Origin of the sequence: Nocardiopsis sp. RV163 (genome assembly GCF_001029525.1) — a bacterium.
GTDB lineage: Bacteria > Actinomycetota > Actinomycetes > Streptosporangiales > Streptosporangiaceae > Nocardiopsis > Nocardiopsis dassonvillei.
On the sequence record NZ_LEKI01000138.1, the window covers coordinates 1 to 15,710 of the forward strand.

General features: G+C 76.4%; 12 protein-coding genes and 1 riboswitch. Of the genes, 4 read left to right on the plus strand and 8 right to left on the minus strand.

From position 1 onward, the window contains the following. The first annotated feature begins 151 nt into the window (after nt 1-151). Nucleotides 152-1,315 carry a hypothetical protein gene (locus ABD54_RS20600; RefSeq protein WP_047871161.1) on the plus strand — a complete coding sequence of 388 codons (1,164 nt, stop codon included), beginning with the start codon at nt 152-154 and terminating at the stop codon, nt 1,313-1,315. Nucleotides 1,316-1,667: 352 nt separating this feature from the next. Here ABD54_RS20600 and ABD54_RS20605 read toward each other — a convergent pair whose 3' ends face one another. Both ABD54_RS20605 and fmt read right to left on the minus strand, forming a co-directional pair. Then, the gene (locus ABD54_RS20605; RefSeq protein ID WP_047871162.1) at nt 1,668-3,137 is read right to left on the minus strand and encodes an RsmB/NOP family class I SAM-dependent RNA methyltransferase; all 1,470 of its coding nucleotides are present in this window, start codon (nt 3,135-3,137) and stop codon (nt 1,668-1,670) included. A gap of 68 nt (nt 3,138-3,205) precedes the next feature. Beyond that, nucleotides 3,206-4,141: a methionyl-tRNA formyltransferase gene (gene fmt, locus ABD54_RS20610; RefSeq protein ID WP_047871163.1), complete on the minus strand. Its 936-nt coding sequence runs from the start codon at nt 4,139-4,141 to the stop codon at nt 3,206-3,208. 111 nt (nt 4,142-4,252) lie between these two features. Between fmt and ABD54_RS20615 the strand changes: the two genes are divergently transcribed. Next, on the plus strand, nt 4,253-6,586 hold the full coding sequence (locus ABD54_RS20615) for a primosomal protein N' (protein WP_047871164.1): 2,334 nt from the start codon (nt 4,253-4,255) through the stop codon (nt 6,584-6,586). A 401-nt stretch (nt 6,587-6,987) separates the two neighbouring features. Here ABD54_RS20615 and ABD54_RS20620 read toward each other — a convergent pair whose 3' ends face one another. The 6 genes from ABD54_RS20620 to ABD54_RS20645 form a co-directional block, all read right to left on the minus strand. Then, nucleotides 6,988-7,527 carry a DinB family protein gene (locus ABD54_RS20620; RefSeq protein ID WP_047871165.1) on the minus strand — a complete coding sequence of 180 codons (540 nt, stop codon included), beginning with the start codon at nt 7,525-7,527 and terminating at the stop codon, nt 6,988-6,990. Beyond that, nucleotides 7,518-8,225, minus strand: coding sequence for an SAM-dependent methyltransferase (locus tag ABD54_RS20625; protein ID WP_200904158.1), 708 nt, complete (start codon nt 8,223-8,225; stop codon nt 7,518-7,520). Before ABD54_RS20625 ends, ABD54_RS20620 begins: the two co-directional genes overlap by 10 nt. A gap of 436 nt (nt 8,226-8,661) precedes the next feature. Next, entirely contained in the window at nt 8,662-11,253 is a 2,592-nt protein-coding gene (locus tag ABD54_RS20630) for an ABC transporter permease (protein WP_053063632.1), read from the minus strand. Next, a complete protein-coding gene (locus ABD54_RS20635) occupies nt 11,250-12,050 on the minus strand; it encodes an ABC transporter ATP-binding protein (RefSeq protein WP_047871167.1) in 801 nt (266 codons plus the stop codon). The genes ABD54_RS20630 and ABD54_RS20635 overlap by 4 nt, the downstream gene beginning before the upstream one ends. Then, the gene (locus tag ABD54_RS20640) at nt 12,047-12,316 is read right to left on the minus strand and encodes a hypothetical protein (RefSeq protein WP_047871168.1); all 270 of its coding nucleotides are present in this window, start codon (nt 12,314-12,316) and stop codon (nt 12,047-12,049) included. The genes ABD54_RS20635 and ABD54_RS20640 overlap by 4 nt, the downstream gene beginning before the upstream one ends. Nucleotides 12,317-12,504: 188 nt before the next feature. Beyond that, entirely contained in the window at nt 12,505-13,854 is a 1,350-nt protein-coding gene (locus ABD54_RS20645; protein WP_047871169.1) for an aminotransferase class V-fold PLP-dependent enzyme, read from the minus strand. Nucleotides 13,855-13,914: 60 nt separating this feature from the next. Continuing rightward, nucleotides 13,915-14,029, minus strand: a riboswitch (SAM riboswitch). Between the two features lie 214 nt (nt 14,030-14,243). Between ABD54_RS20645 and ABD54_RS20650 the strand changes: the two genes are divergently transcribed. Next, entirely contained in the window at nt 14,244-14,639 is a 396-nt protein-coding gene (locus ABD54_RS20650) for a DUF3870 domain-containing protein (RefSeq protein ID WP_047871170.1), read from the plus strand. Nucleotides 14,640-14,695: 56 nt separating this feature from the next. Then, nucleotides 14,696-15,710 (plus strand): CaiB/BaiF CoA-transferase family protein (locus ABD54_RS20655; RefSeq protein WP_047871172.1); only part of this gene is annotated, 1,015 nt, incomplete at its 3' end.

Sequence of the window (15,710 nt, forward strand, 5' to 3'; positions counted from 1 at the left end):
GGCCGGGGCGGGCCTGCCCCGCCCCGCCTCCGCCCTGTACGGGTGCCCCCAGGGCAGGTGCGCGCGCACGTGGGAGCCCACACCGGCCGAGGACGTGCCGGTCTGCCTGGTCAGCGGCGCCCCCCTGCGTCCGCCGCGGGGGCGGTAGGCGGTGGGCGACCTGTGGGCGGAACTGGGCCGGAGGCTCACCGAGAGGTGGGGCAGCGCCCCCGCGCTGCCCGGCGCCCTCTACCTCGCGGTCGCCGCCGCCGCCTACGCCCTGGGCTGGTCCGGGGCGTGGGACGTGGGGCACCTGGCCGAGCGGGTCACCGGATGGGCCGCGGACCCGCGTGTGGACACCTTCGGCGGTCAGGCCCTGGTGCTGGCCGCCGTGGTGGCCGGGAGCACCGCCGTGGGCCTGGTCGCCCGGGGGCTGGGCTGGCTGGTCGAGCGCCTGTGGACCGCCGCGGACTGGGAGCGGTGGCCGCCGCCGCTGCGCGGCTGGACCGGGCGGTGGGTGCGCTCGCGCCGCGCGCGCTGGGACCGGCTGCGCGGAGAGGTCGAGAGGGCGCGCGGCGGGGGCGTGGAGGCGGAGCGGAGCGGAGAGGTCGAGAGGGCGCGGCGAGGGAGCGGGGAAGTCCGGCGAGCGCCGGACGGCGGCGGGGAGGAGGCGTTCGCGAAGGCCTACGACCGCATGGCGAGGATCTCCCCCGAGCGGCCGGAGCGGCCCACCTGGTGCGGTGACCGGATCGCGGCCGTGCGCACGCGGCTGGCCCGCGACCACCGCGCGGACCTGGCCGTGCTGTGGCCGCACCTGTGGCTGGCCCTGCCGGAGGAGGAGCGCGTGGAGGTCACCGCGGCCCGCGAGGACCTGGCCCTCGCCACGGGGTTGACGGCGTGGGCGCTGCTGTACCTGCCGCTGACCGTGTGGTGGTGGCCCGCCGCGCTCGTCGCGGCGGCCGTGGCGGGGATCGCGTGGGTGCGTGCCCGGTCCGCGGTCGGGAACTACGCCACACTGGTGGAGGCCGTCGTGCGCCTGCACGCGGTGGAACTGGCCGACCGGGTGGGGGTCGCGCACGAGGGGGTGTTCAGCGGGGAGCTGGGCGAGCGGCTGACCCTGCGCCTGCGCGCGAGCATGCCACTGGCGCCCGTGTCCCCGCATTCGGTGCCCCCGCCCGTGCCGCCGGTCGCCGCGTCGCCAGCTCCGGCGCCGGCGCCCCCGGTAGCAGGGACCCGGCCTCCGACGGCCGAGTCCCGGTCTCCGGCACCCGAGCCCGCGCCGCCGGCGGCGGACACCGCTGGCTCCGGGCCAGAGCACGAAGAACCCCGGAGGTAGTTGCGCACCGCCGCCCGCGGGCCGGGGGCCCGGGGGCGAAGGACTCCATCGGTAGCGAACGCCGCCGTCGACAGCGGACACCGCGGAGCCGGGGGCCGGGGAACGAAGGGCCCCAGGCCCGGAGGGGTTGTCCACAGGGCCCAGCGGAAGTGCGCGCGGATCCCTACTCTGGTATCGGGGGCGCCGCGGGCGTCCGTAGGCGCGGTGACACGCCCCCGTGTTCCAGTGTGACCGGCAGTCCCGCTCCCGCCCACCCCGGACCCCCTCCTGTGGACGGCCGGGGACTCACCGGCCCGTACCGGTGAGGGGGCCGCCGCGCGAGCGGCCCCCTCGGCTCCAGGACCGCTCGGACCTAGGACTGCTCGGATCTGCGCAGCAGCGCCAGGAACATCGCGTCGGTACCGTGCACGTGCGGCCAGAACTGGACGTACCTTCCCTCCGGACCGGCCGCGAGGTCGGGCACCCCGTCCAGGTAGTCGGCGGCGCGCAGCAGCGTGAGGTCGTCGCGCTCGGCGAGCACCCGGCGGACGATCCCGTCGGTCTCGTCCAAGTGCGGCGAGCAGGTGACGTAGGCGACCACTCCGCCGGGGCGCACCGCCTCGACCGCGCTCGTCAGCAGGTCGTGCTGGAGCGGCGCCAGTTCGGCGGCCGAGGCCTCGGTGCGCCGCCAGCGCGACTCCGGGCGTCGGCGCAGCGCGCCCAGGCCCGTGCACGGCGCGTCCACCAGCACCCGGTCGAAGGCCCCCGGCCGCCAGGCTGGCCTGGTCCCGTCCGCGACCACGACCCGGCCCGCGTCGCGCGGGGAGCGGCGCACCGCGCCCGCGACCAGTCCGGCCCGCGCGGGCTGCACCTCGGCGGCCAGCAGGCGGGCGTCGCGCTGTCCGGCCAGGGAGGCCAGCAGACCGGCCTTGCCGCCCGGCCCCGCGCACATGTCGAGCCAGCGCGCGTCGTTCCCGTGGGCATCCACCCTGGTCAGGGCGAGGGCGACCAGTTGGCTGGCCTCGTCCTGCACCGCGGCCCGGTTCTGGTGCACCTCGCGGATCGCCGCCGGGTCGCCCTCGGGCAGGTAGGCGGCGAACGGCGAGTAGCGGGCCTCCTCGGCGCCGGCGGCCACCAGGTCGGCGACGGTGGCGCGGCCCGGCTTGGCCACGAGGGTCACGCGGGGGCGCTCGTTGTGCGCGGCGAGCAGGCGCTCGGTCTCGACCAGCCCGTTGGCGGACCGCTCCCCCAGCGCGCGGGCCAACTCCTTGACCATCCAGCGCGGGTGGCTGTGCACGACCGACAGGTACCCGCTGGGGTCGGTGGCGCGGTCCGGGGCGACCACGGCCGTCCACGCGTCCAGGTCGCGGGCGGAGACCCTGCGCAGGACGGCGTTGACGAAGCGGCCGCGGTGGTGGCCCACGACCCGGCGGGCCAGGTCCACGGTGGCGCTGACCGCTGCGTGCGGCGGGATCTTGGTGGACAGCAGCTGGTGGGCGCCCAGGCGCAGCAGCGGCAGGGCCTCGGTGTCCACGGAGGCGAGCGTGCGGTCCACGCAGGCCTCCAGGATCGCGTCGTAGGTGCCCTGGAGGCGCAGGGTCCCGTAGGTCAGCTCGGTGGCCAGGGCCGCGTCGCGGCCGCTGATGCCGCGTTCGCTGAGCAGGGCGGGCAGCAGCAGGTTGGCGTAGGCGTCGCGCTGGCCGACGGCGCGCAGCACGTCGTAGGCGACGCGGCGTGCGGGGTCGCGGGGCCGGGACTGTCCGTCCCCGCTCCGGCCGCCGCCCTGCGCGGGCTTCCCGCCGCGGCGGGGACGGCGGTACGGGGATCGGGACTGCTCGCTCAACGTGTGCTGCCTCAACAAACCGGGGACGGGACCGGCGGGCTCACCCGCCGGTTCGAGACTACGGCAGCTCAGCGCCCCAGGCGGTCCTCGTCGCCGGGGCGCACGCCGCGCGCCCAGTCGACCGCGGCCATGGCGCGCTTGCCCTGCGGCTGCACCTCGCCCAGGACGACCGGGTGGGTGGCGGTGCCGACCAGGACACGCTTCTTGTCGGCGTGCAGCTGGCCGGGGTCGAGCGCGGGTGTGTCGGCGTCGGTGAGGGGGGTGACCGGCCCCACCTTGAGGCGGACGCCGCGGAAGGTGGTCCAGGCGCCCGGGGCGGGGGTGCAGGCGCGGGCGGTGCGGTCCACGCGCAGGGCGGGGGCGGTGAAGTCGAGTTCGGCGTCCTCGGGAGTGAGCTTGGACGCGTAGGAGATTCCGTCGGCGGGCTGCTCGACAGGGCTGAGGCGGTCGGCGGAGATGCCGTCGATCGTGCGGAGGAGGAGTTCGGCGCCGGAGACGGCGAGCCGGTCGAGGAGTTCACCGCTGGTGTCGGTGGGGCGCACGGCCTCGGTGAGGGTGCCGTAGACGGGACCGGCGTCGAGTTCCTTGACGATCCGGAAGGTGGACGCGCCGGTGACGTCGTCGCCGTGCAGGACCGCGTGCTGGACGGGGGCGGCGCCGCGCCATGCGGGGAGCAGGGAGAAGTGCAGGTTGACCCAGCCGTGGCGGGGGATGTCGAGCGCGGACTGGGGCAGCAGGGCACCGTAGGCGACCACGGGGCAGCAGTCGGGGGCGATCCGCGCCAGCCGCTCCAGGAACTCGGGGTCGCCCGCCTTGGCGGGCTTGAGCACCTCGATGCCCTCGCTCTCGGCGAGTTCGCCGACCGGGCTGGCGGAGACCCTCCGGCCGCGCCCGGAGCGGGCGTCGGGGCGGGTGACCACGGCGGCGACCTCGTGGCCGGAGTCGATCAGTGCGCGCAGGGACGGTACCGCCACCTGCGGTGTTCCGGCAAAGACAAGCTTCAACGTGGGTTCCCCTCCACCGAGGTCTGTCGGTTCCCCAGTTCTACCAGTGGCGCCGGGCCGCGCAGCCCGGTGCGCGGGGCGGTGTCGCACGGTTCTGGTAGACAGAGGAGGATGACAGCGCAGCCCGGTCAGCCCGACGGGGTCCTCTTCGACCTTCCGGAACAGGAGAAGGCCACGGCTCGGGCGGCAAGCAGGTCCCGCCGCCCGGCCCCACGCGGGCCCGCCGAGCGGCTGCCCGTCGCGCGCGTGGTCGTGGACACCCCGCTGCCCCACCTGGACCGGTACTTCGACTACCGTGTGCCCGCCGACATGGACGAGGCGGCGGTGCCCGGCTGCCGGGTGAAGGTGCGGTTCAACAACCGCCGGTTGGGCGGTTTCCTGGCCGAACGGGTGGAGAGCTCGGAGTTCTCGGGGCGGTTGGCGTACCTGGAGGCGGTGGTCTCCCCCGAACCCGTGCTCACCCCCGAGATCCTGGGGCTGGCCCGCGCGGTCGCCGACCGCTACGCGGGCACGCTGAGCGACGTGCTGCGCCTGGCGGTGCCGCCCCGCCACGCCCGTGTGGAGATGGAGGCGGCCAAGGCAGCGGGGGCAGCCGGAGCCGACGTGTCTGCGGAGGTGACCGGGGTCGGTGCGGACCCGGCGACGTCGGGGTCCAGCGCCCCCACGGAGACAGCGGAGGCCAGCGGGCCCCACGGGACGGCGGTGAACGGTGAGAATCCGGGCGGCCCCGTGCCCGGGGCGGACCCGCGCAACGCTCGGCCCGGGGCGGTCCCCGACACCGCGCCGAACGCCGCCGACGCCCCGCGGGTGTCCCCGACAGCGACGGACGCGCCCTCCGCTGCGGCGGCGGCACAGGATGCCACCGGCCCGGACCCCGGCCACGGCCCCTGGGCGGACTACCCCGAGGGGCCCTCGTTCCTGCGCGCGCTGCGCGCGGGACAGCCCGCCCGCGCGGTGTGGAACGCCCTGCCCGGTGCCGGTTGGGCGGACGCGGTGGCTGTCGCCGCGGCCCAGGCCCTGGCCGCCGAGCGCGGCACCGTGATCGTGGTGCCCGACGGCCGCGACGTGCGGGCCGTCGACCACGCCCTGGAACAGCGCCTGGGCGGGGGCCGGTACACGGCGCTCACCGCCGACCTCGGACCGGCCGAGCGCTACCGGCGCTGGCTGTCGGTGCTCCGCGGCGGGGTCCGGGTCGTGGTCGGCACGCGCGCGGCGGTGTTCGCGCCGGTGCGCGACCTGGGGCTGGTGGTGCTGTGGGACGACGGCGACGACGTGCACGCCGACCCCCACGCCCCCTACCCGCACGCGCGCACGGTGCTGTCGATGCGCGCGCACCGCGCCGGGGCCGGTGCCCTGATCGGCGGGTACACGCGCACCACCGACGCCCAGCTGCTGGTGGAGTCGGGGTGGGCGCACCCGCTGACCGCCGACCGGGCGACCCTGCGCGCCCGCGCGCCCGTGGTCCGGGCGGCCGGGGACGACCGGGAGCTGGCCCGCGACGAGGCGGCGCGGTCGGCGCGGATGCCCAGCGTGGCCCTGCGGGCCGCACGCGAGGCCGCGCGGACCGGTCCGGTGCTCTTCCAGGTTCCGCGCCGGGGCTATCTGAACACACTGGCCTGCGCCGGGTGCCGCGAGCCCGCGCGCTGCGACTCCTGCCGGGGCCCGCTGGCCGTGCGCGGTTCGCACGCCATGCCCTCGTGCGGCTGGTGCGGCCGGGTCGCCGGGCAGTGGGCGTGCCCGGAGTGCGGTGTCACCCGCATGCGCGCCGTGGTGGTGGGGGCCCGCCGCACCGCCGAGGAGTTGGGCCGGGCGTTCCCCTCGCTGACCGTGCGCACCTCGGGCCGCGAGGAGGTGCTGTCACGGGTGGCGGACGCGCCGTCGCTGGTGGTGGCCACCCCGGGGGCCGAACCGGTGGCCGACAACGGGTACGCGGCGGCGGTCCTTCTGGACGGCTGGGCGCTGCTGAACCGGATGGACCTGCGCGCCTCGGAGGAGGCCCTGCGCCGCTGGCTGAACGCGGGTGCCCTGGTGCGGGCGGGCGGCACCGTGGTGGTTTCGGCCGACGCCTCGCTGCCGGTGGTGCAGTCGTTCGTGCGGTGGGACCCGACGGGCTTCGCCGAGCGCGAGCTGGCCGAGCGCCGAGAGTTGGGGTTCCCCCCCGCGGTGGCGATGGCCTCGGTCACCGGCGCTCCCGACCACGTGCGCGAACTACTCGACCAGATCGAACTGCCCGAGGGCGCCGAACTCCTGGGGCCGGTGCCCGTGGGCGCGGACCGGGCGGTCGGCACGGACGACGCCCGCCCCACCGAGCGGGCGCTGCTGCGGGTGCCCCGGACCGGGGTGGGCGCGCTGTCCCGGTCGCTCAAGGTGGCGGCCTCGGCGCGCAGCGCGCGCCGCGACGAGCACTTGGCGCAGGTGCGGATGGACCCGCTGCACGTGGTCTAGGGGCTGTTCTTCGAACCGGTCCCAGCTTGCGGGGGTCGGTTCGGGCGCCCACGGGGTTCTGGAGGTGCCGGAGACGGGTTCCCGTGGGAGAACCGCGCCGTAGGCGTCGGTTGAGGGCGGTGGCGGGCGACGGGTGGGCACGAGCGAACCCGCCGCAGGCACCGAAGGTTCCCGTTCTCCGGGCGCCCGAACACGGACCGAAGCGGAGCGCAGGTCCAAAAAACACTGCCTAGGCGTATCCGGCCGAAAGCGCCACCGGCGTGGAGCACGGGACACGGCCCGCGGTGACCCCGCACTCGTGGCGGGTGCCCCGGGGGCGGGCGGTCGTCTCGGCGGGGAACCCATCGGGGGCCTCGGCCGGGGCATCCCGAGCCCGGTGCCGACGGGAGCGGCCGTTGGGCTCAGCGGCCGTACCGCGCGCGGTACAGGTCGCGCAGCACGGCCACCTCCGCCGCGTGGTGGATGACCTCCCGGTTGACGTGGAGCACGAGGGCGACCATGGGGAAGTCACCCCACTGGGGCGCCTCAGCGCCGCCCACCGGCGCGGCCAGGCCGCTCTCGTCCAGCTCCTGGACGTGCGCGGTCCAGGCGGTGTAGGCGTGGCGCAGCCGCTGCCGGGCCTCGGCGGCGGTCGCGGGCCAGTCGGCGTTCTCCCGTGTGACGGTGCGGTCGCCGAAGTGCCAGTTGACGCGGGTCTCCAGGACCTCGACGACGATGTGCCCGAGCCGCCAGGCGATGGTGGTCACCGGCGGCGGTTCGGGTTCGGGGACGGCCGTGTCGGGCCGGTGGCGCCCGTCCGGTCCCTCGCGCACGGTCCAGGCACCGGGCACCGGAGCCCAGTGGAACTCCTCGTCGGTGAGCCCCTCCAGGCGGGGCCACAGCGAGAAGTCCCAGTAGAACCGCAACTGGGCCAGGACCTCTCCGGTCCAGTTCACCGCCACCCGCGAGCGCCTCCCCGGCGCCCGGGCGCGCGGCCCAGCCCCGCCAGGACGCCGGTGCCGGGGTCGGACACGTCCTCGTCCGGGTAGGGCCACCACCGCAGGTCGGCCACGCCCGGCTCCACGGGCTGGAAGGGGTCGAAGGCGCGCTCCACCGCGGCGCGGGGCGCCGGAGAGGTGAGGGCGAGGTAACCGCCCCCGCGCATGAGGGCGTGCAGGGCGCCGATCGAGGCGGGCGGGTCGTCCGCGGTGAAGGGGCGGGTCATCAGAACGGCGACGGGCTCGTCGAAGTCGACGAGCCCGGAGGAGCCGAGGCGTCGCAGGAGCGTGTCCGTGCCGGAGCCGTCGCCGGAGAGCACGCAGGCCCCGGCGGTGGAGAGCATGCCCGCCGCGCCGTGCGGGGCGACGTGTACGACGGAGGCGTCGGGGGCGGCGGCGTGCACGCGCTCGGCGGTTCCGGGCACCGGACACCCCCAGTCGACGAACTGGCGCACGCCCGCGTCGACGGACAGGTAGTCGACCACGCGCCCCAGGAAGGCCTGGTGCAGGCGGGTGTGCTCGGCGTGCCGGGGGTCGGGGCGCCCGCCCGCGCGGGAGCCGAGGTCGACCACACCGGGCCGCTGACCGGGGACGGGCGCGGACCCGCGCCCTCGGAACACGGCCGTGAGCCGACCCGTCTCGGACCCTCGGACGTTGGTCACGTTCACGCTCCCCCAGCCGGTTCGCTCGCGGGAGGCAGACGCTCGGCGGGGCGGGCCGGTCGGGCCCGGACAGCGTCGCGCCATGCCGTCAGGGCCCGATGGTACCTCCTGTGAAAGTGATCCTCGGCACACACATGGGTGTTATGTGCCCTATTTCGCCCTTTGGGAACTACTGGGGCGCAAGTGTTTCTGGTTAAACGAACTCGGCCCTGTGGAGGGGAAGCGGGCGTCACGCCCCGCTCTCCCTCGATTGCGGCAGGTCACCGCCCCGTGGTCCCGGAAAAGCCCTACGACACGGCCGAGCCACCCGGAAAGCGCTGCTCCGCCGAGCTCTCCGAGAAACGGTCCCGGTCGGCGAGGGCCCCGCGCCCCCGGCCGGAGGCCGCCCCGGAGGAGGGCCGCTCCCCTGCGGGGAAGACCTTCAGGCCCCGGGGCGTCACCGGTCCACGGTCAGCCTCCACGCGGGCAGCTCCGCGCACAGCCAGGACACCACCGCGACCACCAGCACGGTGGCGGGCAGCGGCCAGAGCGGGCCGCCGGGCCACGGACGGCCCAGGAGCCCCATCCCCGCGAAGGCGAGCGGGGCCGCCGAGGCCAGGACACCGGCGACGACCGCGACGACCGCGACCAGGGCGGCCTCCCTGCGCAGCAGTGACCGGACCTGAGCGGGGGTCGTGCCCACGGCGCGCAGCGCGTCCGTCTCCGCGCGGCGGCGCAGGGTCTGGGCGGACAGGCGGTTGGCCACCGAGAGCAGCACGTACCCCGCCAGGCAGAGCAGCACCACGAGGTTGAGCACCGTGTTCGCCGCGAGCACGCCCCCGGCCGCGTCCGGGGCGGTGTCGGCGACCTCCACCCCCGGATGCGCCGTGGCCAGGCCGTCGAGGGTCTGGCGGACCTCGGACTCCCGCCCGGGTTCGGCGAGCACCCGCAACTCGGCGGGCAGGTCACCGGTCAGGTGTCCCCGGGCCAGGTCCCGCGAGACCAGGGCCGGGCCGAAACCGAGTTCGCGCTCGTACAGCGCGACCACCTCGGCGCCGACCTCGGCCCCGTCCCCCATCCGGAACGTCACCCTCTGCCCCGGCTCGGCTCCGAGGGAGCGCGCGGTCCGCGCGCCCAGCGCGACGGTGTCACCGGTCAGCGCGCCCAGGTCGCCCTCGGTGACGCCCACGTCGACGACCTCCGGGGCGCCCGGCCCCAGGACCAGCGCGGGAGTCTCCCGGTGCACCACCCCCTCCTCGAACGGCAGCCCGGTGGTCCACACGAGCGTGGTCGGCGTGGCGGTGACGGCCGCGGCGACGGACGGGTCCTCCCTGACGGCCTCGGCCAGCCCCAGCGGAAGCCCGCCGAGCGCGGGCGCCGTCAGCGTGCTCGCGGCCAGCTCCCCGGCCTCGCGCTGCTGCGTCTGGGCGGCCAGCAGCGTGGTGTTGACGTAGCCCTGGCTGAGCGCGAAGGCCACCAGCATCGCCAGCGCGCTGACCGCGCCCGCCACCCGGTGGGAGTGGCCGTGCAGGTTGCGCACCGCCAGCCAGGTCAGGGCGGAGGAGCGAGCGGGCAGGCGGCGGCCGAGCGCCCCGCTCACCGCCCGCAGCAGGGCGGGGCCGACCAGGGCCAGCCCGACCACCGCGAGCAGGCCGGCCGAGGCCGGGGCGGCCGCCGCCATCTCGTTGTCCAGCGCCAGCGCCGGGACCGACGCACCCACCGAGGCCAGGAGCAGCGCCGCTCCCGTCCAGGTCCGCGCCCGGCCGGGAACCCGCGGTTCGGCGACGGACTCGGCGAGCGCGTCAGTGGGCGGCGCGGCCGCGGTCCGGCCGACCGCGGCCAGCGAGGCGAGCCACACGGCGAGCACCATCAGCACCACCGTGGCCAGGGCGGGCAGCGGTCCGAACACCGGCGGCAGACCCGGCGGCACCAGCCCCAGCGAGGCGAACCAGTCCAGCACGACCCCGGCCAGCGGGTAGCCGCCGGCCACGCCGAAGGGCAGGGCCGCCAGGGTGACGAGGAGGTTGGGGGCGGCGACCAGGCGGCGGATCTGCCGGGGTGTGGCGCCCACGGCCCGCAGCAGCGCAAGGTCGCGGCGCTGGGCGGCCACGGAGACCGACAGCGCTCCGGCGACGGTCAGGCCGATGGTCGTCACCAGGACTCCGCTGAGCGAACCGGCCACCGCGACCAGGACACCGCGCGCGGCTCCTGCGGCCGGGGACTCGGCGTCGCCGATCCGGTCCCCGGTCCGCACGAGCGCGTCCTCGCCCGCCAGGGCCTCCCGCACCGCCCCGGTGAACCGCTCCTGCGACACGCCGGGCGCGGCGCGCAGGGCCACCAGGTCCACGGTGCCCTCGCGCGGGCCCTCGGTGCGTCCGGCCAGGTGGGCGGCGGTTTCGTCGTCGAACAGGACCACGGTGGCACCGGTGTCGAGCACCCCGGATAGCCGGTGGTCGCCGGTGCGCCCCGCCGCGGTGACCCGCAGCCGGTCTCCGACCCCGGCACCAGCGGCCGAGGCCGTGGAGGAGTCCAGGACCACCTCCCCCGGCCCCCGCGGCGCCTCCCCCTCCAAGGGGGCGTCCTCCAGCAGCGCGGCGGAGGACCACCCGTGGCCGGTGGTGCGGGGGTCGGCTCCCGTGGCGACCCCTTCCCCGGTGTGCACGGCGGCCGGGAACCCGACGTCGCCGACGGCGGCGCGGACCTCGGGCAGGGCGGCCAGCCGGGCGGTGAGTTCGCCGGGCAGTCCGGCCCGCTCGGGCAGGGGCGGGTCCAGGTCCTCGGCCTGTTCGACCGTCTGGGGAGCGGTGACCACGGCGTCCGCGCCCCGGAGGCGTTCGGCGGGGACCGACGAGCGCAGCCCGGTGTCGGCCAGCACGCCGCCGACGGTGACGAACGCCGATCCGCCCAGGACCGCGACGGCGACGGCGGCCAGCACCCCGGCACGGCCGCGCGCCAGCTTCAGCGCGAGGGGGCCGCGTCCGCCGACGGGATCCGTTCCGGATGCGGAACCGGGTGCGGAGAGCGGACCCGGCCCGGCGGTCGCCGTCATCGGTCGGCCTCCGCCCCGGCCGCCTCCAGGGAGGCCAGGCGTCCGGCCAAGTCCGCCGCGGAGGGGGCGTGCAGGACGTCGGCGAGGCGGCCGTCGGCCATGACCGCGGTGGCGTGCGCCCTGGCGGCGGCCTTGGGGTCGTGGGTCACCATGACGACGGTCTGGCCGAGTTCGTCCACGACCTCCCGCAGCAGGCCCAGGACGCCGTCGGCGGTCGCGCCGTCGAGCGCTCCGGTGGGCTCGTCCGCGAAGACGATGTCGGGCCGGGGGGCCAGGGCCCGAACGACCGCGATCCGCTGCTGCTGGCCGCCGGAGAGCTCCGTGGGCCGGTGGCGCAGCCGCGGCCCCACACCCGTCCGGTCGACGAGCGTACGCAGCCAGCCCTGGTCGGGGGCCCGTCCGGCCAGGCGCAGCGGCAGGGTGATGTTCTCCTCAGCGGTGAGCGTGGGCACCAGGTTGTAGGACTGGAACACGAAGCCGACCCGCTCGCGGCGGAACTCGGTGCGCCGGGGCTCGCGCAGGGAGCCGACGTCGGTGCCTCCCACCGCCACCGAGCCAGAGGTGGGCCGGTCCATGCCGGAGGCGCAGTTGAGCAGGGTGCTCTTGCCCGATCCGGAGGGCCCCATGACGGCGAGGAACGAGCCGCGGGGAACCCGCAGCGACACCCCGGCCAGGGCGGAGACGACGCCCTCGCCGTCGGAGTAGACGCGGTGGACGTCGGTGAGCCGGACGGCCTCGCCGTCGGCGTCCGGACCGGCGGTACCAGGTGCGGTGGCTGTCTCCTCCGCGCCGCTCACCGGTCGCCGCCGCGGGCGAGGACGACCAGCGCGACGAACGAGACCAGCGCCGCGAGTCCGAAGACCGAACCGATCAGCTCGTGGCCGAGCAGGGACAGCGTGCCGTTGGCCGCGGCGGTCCCGGCCAGGACGAACCCGAGCAGGACGAGCAGGGCCCGGCGGGCGGGTGCGCGCCGGGGCCGGGAGTGCGCGGGGGACGACCGCGGGACGGAGGACTGCGGGGCTCCGGCAATCGGGGCGTCGATGCGGTAGGGGTCGTCGGACACGGCTGCTCCCGGGGTTCGGTGGGTGGCTGGACACGGCCGGTGTACCGCCCGCCGTGTCGTCTCCGACGCTACGGAGGCGCGGCCCGCCGGAACATCCCGCTCACCCGCCGGCCGCTGCTACAGCCAGCTGTAGTGGAGCCCGGCCGAACCCCTCCGAGCAGCCGTCGCACCCGCTCCCCGGGCCGCCGTCAGAGCACCCGCGCGGGGTCGGGCACCGGGGCGAGGCGGCCGTCGCAGTCGGCGTACTCCCAGCGCGGCCCGCGGGCCACGAGTTCGGCGACCGCGCCGACGAGGCGGTCCACGTGCTCCCGAGTGGTGCCCACCCCCAGGCTCGCCCGCACCGCCTGACCGTGGCCCCGGGGCAGCAGGTGCCGCGTGAGCGGGTGGGCGCAGAACAGGCCGTCGCGCACTCCGATCCCGTACTCGGCGGACAGGGCCGCGGCCAGCAGGTCGGCGGGCAGGCCGTCCACGGTGAACGACACGATGCCCACCCGCGGGTGGTCCCCGCCCCACAGGGTCAGCTCGGTGACGCCGTCGATCGCCGTCAGCCCCTCGCGCAGCCGGTCCAGCAGCGCCGACTCGCGTGCGTGCAGGCGATCCTGGGCGTCGGGAGCGAGGGCGTCGCAGGCGGCGGCCAGCGCCACGGCGCCCAGCACGTTGGGGCTGCCCGCCTCGTGCCGCGCGGGCAGGTCGTTCCACACCACGTCGTGCTCGCCGACCAGCCGCGTGGCGCCGCCGCCGGACAGGTAGGGCGCGGCCTCGCGCAGCCAGTCGGCGCGGCCTGCCAGCACCCCGGAGCCGAAGGGGGCGTAGAGCTTGTGGGCGGAAAGGGCGACGTAGTCGGCGCCGGTCCGCTCCAGGCTGAAGGGCAGGTGCGGCACGTACTGGGCGGCGTCCACGACCACGCGGGCGCCCTCGGCGTGGGCCGCCTCCACCAGTTCCTCCACCGGCCAGATCTCGCCGGTGACGTTGGAGGCGGCGGTCACGCACAGCAGGCGCGGGCCCTCGGGGGCCCCGCGCAGCGCGGTGGCCGCGGCCTGCACCGCCTCCTCGGGGGAGGCGGGCAGCGGCAGGCGCACCACCCGTCCAGCGCGGGCGGCGGGGTGCTCCCAGGGCAGCAGGCTGGCGTGGTGCTCGGACTCGAACACGACCACCGTGCAGCCCTCGGGCACCGAGCGGGCCAGCAGGTTGAGGGCGTCGGTGGTGCCGCGCACGAACACCACGGCGTCGGCGGGCCGGGAGCGCGCGCCCACGAAGCGGGCGACGCTGCGGCGGGCGCGCTCGTAGGCGTCGGTGCTGACCTGGGAGTGGTGGCCCGCGCCTCGGTGCACGCTGGCGTAGTAGGGCAGCGCCGCGGACAGGGCCTCGGCCACCGGGGTCAGACACGGGGCACTGGCCGCGTAGTCGAAGTTGGCGTACTCGACGCGTCCGCCGGTGACCAGGGGGACGCCCTCGTCGGAGGTGACGACGGTGCACGCGGCGGCGTCGGCCGGGGGCTCGGCGGAACGGGCGGCGTGGAAGGGAACGGCAGTGGTCATGGGGCACCTCTCCTGTGGGTCGTGGGACCCGCGGAGATGTCACTCCGGTAACGCCTCAGGGGTCCGCGCTTGTCCGACACGGTCGTGTCGGGACCTGGTCCTCACCCGGGGCACCCCACCGCGGTAGGAGGGTTGCCGACCAGCTAGCCGGGGCTTGACGCTGGTACTCGTGACCTGCGACGCACACTAACACAGCCTTCCGGTCAACGGCAGGGGCACGGGATGTGGCCCGGACCACCGAGACGCTTGACAGCGGCGCGCGCCGTGGGGACATACTTGTGCCTGCCTGCCCTCACGCCGCGGGTGTCCGGTTTCCCCCGGCCGCCCTCCAGGCGCGAGACTCCAGTGCGTCGGAGTTTTCGCGTGCCCGTGAGCGAGAGGTGTGCACCTTGTACGGCGACGACCGTATCCAGCAGGTTCTGCGCAATCCCAGGGTCGTCCTGGTGTCCGGCTACGCCCGCCTGCCCGACTCGGTGGCGAGCCACTCCCAGTACCAGCGGCTCGGCGTCGTGCTGGCCGTGGACACCGCCGACGGGCGCGTCGTCGCCGCGGACACCACCCTGCTCACCGAACTGGCCAGGGACTTCTTCCGGGCCCTGGTCGAGGGGGAGTCGGTGACCGGGGACGTCGCCGAACTGGTGCGGCGGGTGCAGACCCGTTACGCGGGCCAGTCCGGCGCCGCGCTGACCACCGCCCTGCGCCGCTGTCTGGAGACCTACGGCCAGCTCAGGGAGGGCGACCAGTTGCCCGCGGACCCCGAGGCCGCGGAGGAGGCACGGCCGTGACCGACGACCTCCTCGCGAACGGGAGCCCCGCCGGAGCCCGGGGCGAAACCGGCGCCGTGCCCCGGACCGGGGCCGAAGACGGAATCGAGAGCGCGGCCGGGGCCGCGCCGCTGCCGCTGGCGGGCGTGCGCGTCGCCGACCTGTCCCGCGTGCTGGCCGGCCCCTACGCCACCATGCTGCTCGCCGACATGGGCGCCGAGGTGGTCAAGGTGGAACAGCCCGGGCGCGGCGACGACACGCGCTCCTGGGGGCCGCCCTGGACCGGGGGGGCCGGAGCGGAGGGGCGCGGCGAGGCCGCCTACTTCCTGTCGGTGAACCGAAACAAGCGCAGCCTCGCCGTGGACCTGAAGGACCCCGGTGGCCTGGCCGCGGTCCGCGAGCTGTGCGCGTCCTCCGACGTGGTCGTCCAGAACTTCCGGCCCGGGGTCATCGACCGGCTCGGGCTCGGCTACGAGGCCGTCAGCGCCCGCAACCCGGCCGTCGTGTACTGCTCGGTGAGCGGGTTCGGGCCCGGGCACGAGCCCGCGACGCGCCCCGGTTTCGACATCGTGGTGCAGGCCGAGAGCGGGCTCATGGCCACCACCGGGCCCTCGGAGGGACCGGCGAGCAAGGTGGGCGTGGCCCTGACCGACGTGCTCACCGGGCTCAACGCCGCCGTGGGAATCCTTGGCGCGCTCATGCGGGCCCGCGTCACCGGGCGCGGCGAGAACATCAGCGTGTCGCTGATCAACTCCACTCTCTCCGGCCTGGTCAACCTCACCCAGCAGGCGCTGGTGACGGGGACCGAACCCGCCAGGGTCGGCAACGCGCACACCACGATCGTGCCCTACCAGACCTTTCCGACGGCGGACGCCGAGATCGTCGTCGCCGCCGGAAACGACGCCCTGTACCAGCGGCTGTGCGCGGCCCTGGACCGCCCCGACCTGGGCGCGGACCCGCGCTACGCCACCAACCCCGGCCGGGTGGCGCACCGCGGGGAGCTGGTCGGCGCGCTGTCGGCGACCCTGCGCTCCCGACCCGCCGACCACTGGATGGAGCTGCTGGTGGGGGCCGGGGTTGGTGGCGTAGCGC

Bases quoted from the DNA above. Each gene is read 5' to 3' on its own strand.
- ABD54_RS20615 (WP_047871164.1), top strand. From the start codon at position 4,253: ATGACAGCGCAGCCCGGTCAGCCCGACGGGGTCCTCTTCGACCTTCCG.
- ABD54_RS20630 (WP_053063632.1), bottom strand. From the start codon at position 11,253: ATGACGGCGACCGCCGGGCCGGGTCCGCTCTCCGCACCCGGTTCCGCA.
- ABD54_RS20645 (WP_047871169.1), bottom strand. From the start codon at position 13,854: ATGACCACTGCCGTTCCCTTCCACGCCGCCCGTTCCGCCGAGCCCCCG.